The 3,072-nt window shown below is 57.7% G+C and carries 2 protein-coding genes and 1 pseudogene; all 3 read right to left on the reverse strand.

Annotation, left to right across the window (positions count from 1 at the left end; translation table 11 throughout):
• Positions 1-109 precede the first annotated feature (109 nt).
• The 3 genes and pseudogenes from APR53_05995 to APR53_06005 all read right to left on the reverse strand — a co-directional run bounded on the left by APR53_05995 (position 110) and on the right by APR53_06005 (position 3,072).
• A complete protein-coding gene (locus APR53_05995) occupies positions 110-1,249 on the reverse strand; it encodes a radical SAM/SPASM domain-containing protein (protein ID KQC03103.1) in 1,140 nt (379 codons plus the stop codon).
• 148 nt (positions 1,250-1,397) lie between these two features.
• Complete coding sequence (locus APR53_06000) at positions 1,398-2,708, reverse strand: radical SAM protein (GenBank protein KQC03104.1); 1,311 nt, start codon at positions 2,706-2,708, stop codon at positions 1,398-1,400.
• Between the two features lie 160 nt (positions 2,709-2,868).
• Positions 2,869-3,072: pseudogene (locus APR53_06005) on the reverse strand.

The raw sequence follows: 3,072 nt of genomic DNA on the forward strand, positions 1-3,072 counted from the left end.
ACATCAGTAAATATTACATTAACCAAAAAAAATTTGTGTTCGTGTGCGGACAGGCGGCGCATCCCCCCGCGCCCGTGTCTGCCACCGCCGGTTTCCGATACTACATCAATTATTCGGACACGATTTTTTGGATCAGGGACATGATGCCCGGCTGTGCACGCTTTCTCCGTCCGGTCATGGCAGGAGATTCGTACATCTCTGCATTGAGCCGGGCGGTGATTTCATCAAAAATTCTCTTATAGGCAGGGCAGTGGGGATCGACGCCCCGTATCTCTCCGTGAAACGGCGCTATCGCATTATAGGGGCATCCGCCCCGGCAATAGGTGATATGGGCACATTCCCTGCATTCCCGGTCGACAAACTCCTTATAGTGCTGCATCAGCTTTCCTGCGGCGGATCTGCGAAGGTCATCCGGCGAGGGACGATCATACACGCTGCCCATCACATACTCCGGCATGCCGACAAAGCGATAACAGGGATAGATGCTCCCGTCGGGGCCGACGGCAAACGTATTCCCCATGCAGTCCGCAAAAGTGCAGACATTCCCCCGGCGGGTGAAGACGCACCGGCACAGGTCGTTGATGTTCATCACATCAATCTCATTCAGATGCGACAGGGACTGGCCGAGAAGATACATGAGGAGATCTCCGTACCTCTCCGGGGGCAGCGCCCATTTTTCGGGGTCGCTGCCGCGCAAAGAAGGAAGTGCGGGATGCAGTTTCATGGTGAATCCGTTTTGGAGGAAAAACCTGAAGATCTCCTCCCGGAAATCCACCGAATACGAGGTAAAGGTGCAGATGAACCGCACGGAGAGCCCGTGGGCACGCGCAATCTCATAGCCACGCATCGTCTTCTCATAGTACCCCTCTCCCCGCTGCACGTCGTTGATCTCCTTCGGACCGTCGATGCTCGATCCGAGGGGGATGTGATACTCCGCGAAAATATCGGCCATTTCCGGCGTGAGCCTCCAGAGATTGGTCTGCATGGCAAACGCAGGACTCAGGTGGCTTAAACCACCGGAAAGCAGTGGCAGCGCCTCCCGGTAAAAATCTGCGCCTGCAAGGAGCGGCTCCCCGCCATGGAAGGTGATGGTCACCGGATCATCACGGAAATTCTTAAGCCATGCAACGACCTCTTTGAGGGTTTCGATGCTCATAATGGGGGAGTCCTCTTCGGAACTCCAGCAGTAGCTGCAGTGTGCCGGGCAGCCGAGAGTGGGAATGAGCATCACGTGAAAAACACTCTTCATTACCTGTGTAGTACCTCTTTCGGGACTCTTATAGTTACTCCCGCGACTCCGTATACGCGTCGGATGCCCGAAAATCGCGGGGATGTGAACGTCTCTCCCGCCATCCGGGATCCCGCACGTCGGGTGCCGCCCGCATTATCAGGGCTTCTTATTCCCGCCCGTAATACCGGAAGAGCAGATCCGTAACCGTTCTGATATCTGTTCCCTGCCGCCGCACTTCCGCGAGATAGGCGTCGAATATCTGGTCGGTGACCACGTGGAGCCGCGGTTTGTACATATCGGCATGCATGATCAGGTCAAAACATCGCGCCTCGCTTTCGGTGAGGCCGAGAGACCGGTATTCCCCTTTCGTGGGAACACACGAGGGATTGTCCTCCGGAGGCGTATCCAGAACAAGCTTTGCAAGCGGCGTTTCCGGAATCGGTTCCGCGATGCTCACGAAAACGTCGTCGAGACCGGCGGAGGCGATGAAATCCTTCGTGGCCCGGAAATCCTTCGCCGTTTCGGTCGGGTACCCGACGATGAAACTCCCGGCAACGCTGAGCCCGTGGTTCCGGCATTCGTCGATGGCACGGCTGACCGTGGCGGCAGTGATCCCCTTTCCCATGAGCCGCAGTATCCTGTCGCTTCCTGATTCGATCCCGAAAAATATCCAGCCGATAGTGTACTTCCTGACGGCGTCGAGAATTTCGTCGTTGATGCAGTCGGCCCTGATATCGGGCGCAGAGATGTTCGAACTCCCCATGATGTCTGCCATGCCGGAGAGGAGTTCGATAAAGGCAGTCGTATTCAGCTTACCGTTTTTATACTGAAAAAGAGAGCCCGTGCCGCCGGAGATGGAGACACGGCGCATTCCTTTCTCCTTAAACGCCCTGACTTCCGCGAGGACGTCCTCGACAGACCGGCTCCTGATATCGTGGCCGAAAAAGCGGGGCACCTGGCAGAAAGTGCAGGCGCCGAGGCACCCCCGGTGCGTCTCGATGTACACATTCGCCCCCCTGATGTCCTGTGTGCCGATATCGTCCGGTATGAGAGGGATCGGGCGGTCAAGGGATGACGGAATCATGGGGAGGGTACTGCGGATGCCGTCCCCCTCCCGGACGGCAATGCCGGGAAGGCCCGGTACGGGGCCGGTCCGCAGGAGCGGGAGCACGGTATTTTCGCCTTCGCCCACGACCACCGCATCGGGATTCAGTTCCCCGAGCACAATCTCAGGGTAGGCGGAAACGGGCCCGCCGACGTAGCATCGGCCGCCCCCCTCGCGGTGCCGGCTGATGAAGTCCTTCAGCCGGGGATCGAGGAGGTGGAGTGTCGAGTACAGGCTGAGAAAAACGGTCTCCGACGGGAGAGCGGCGTACTCACTGCTCACCGATACGTCATATCCGCCCTCTCGTATGATGCCGCCGATCAGCATGGCGCCGTAGGTGTAGATATCCGGAGAAATGACTGTGACATGCATGGTATCAGGATGAAATCTTTACAGAATGGTGAACAGGCACACAGATAAAAGGTTGGATATCGCCCGGGAGAGGATTGCCGGAACTGCGGCACACCCGGAGAGGTGCGCTTTCGCTTCCACAGGCTTCTTCGAAAAAATGTAAAAAAATGTGGGTGGGATCTTACCGGGAGGGTATGATCAGTGAGCGCTCGCCAGCGGGCATGAACTCGCGGATAGCACCCTTTGCGAACTCGCGGCGGGGCTCGGCGAAGTCGAACTTGAGGGACGGGTCCGCGAAGGTGATCGCGACAAGCGGGCTGTAACAGAACGCGTCGTTGCGTCCGTAGTGGGCACCACCGACGATAGCGGCGTACTCTCCCTGGTG

The sequence above is a fragment of the Methanoculleus sp. SDB genome, assembly GCA_001412355.1.
In the GTDB taxonomy this organism is placed as follows: Archaea; Halobacteriota; Methanomicrobia; order Methanomicrobiales; family Methanomicrobiaceae; genus LKUD01.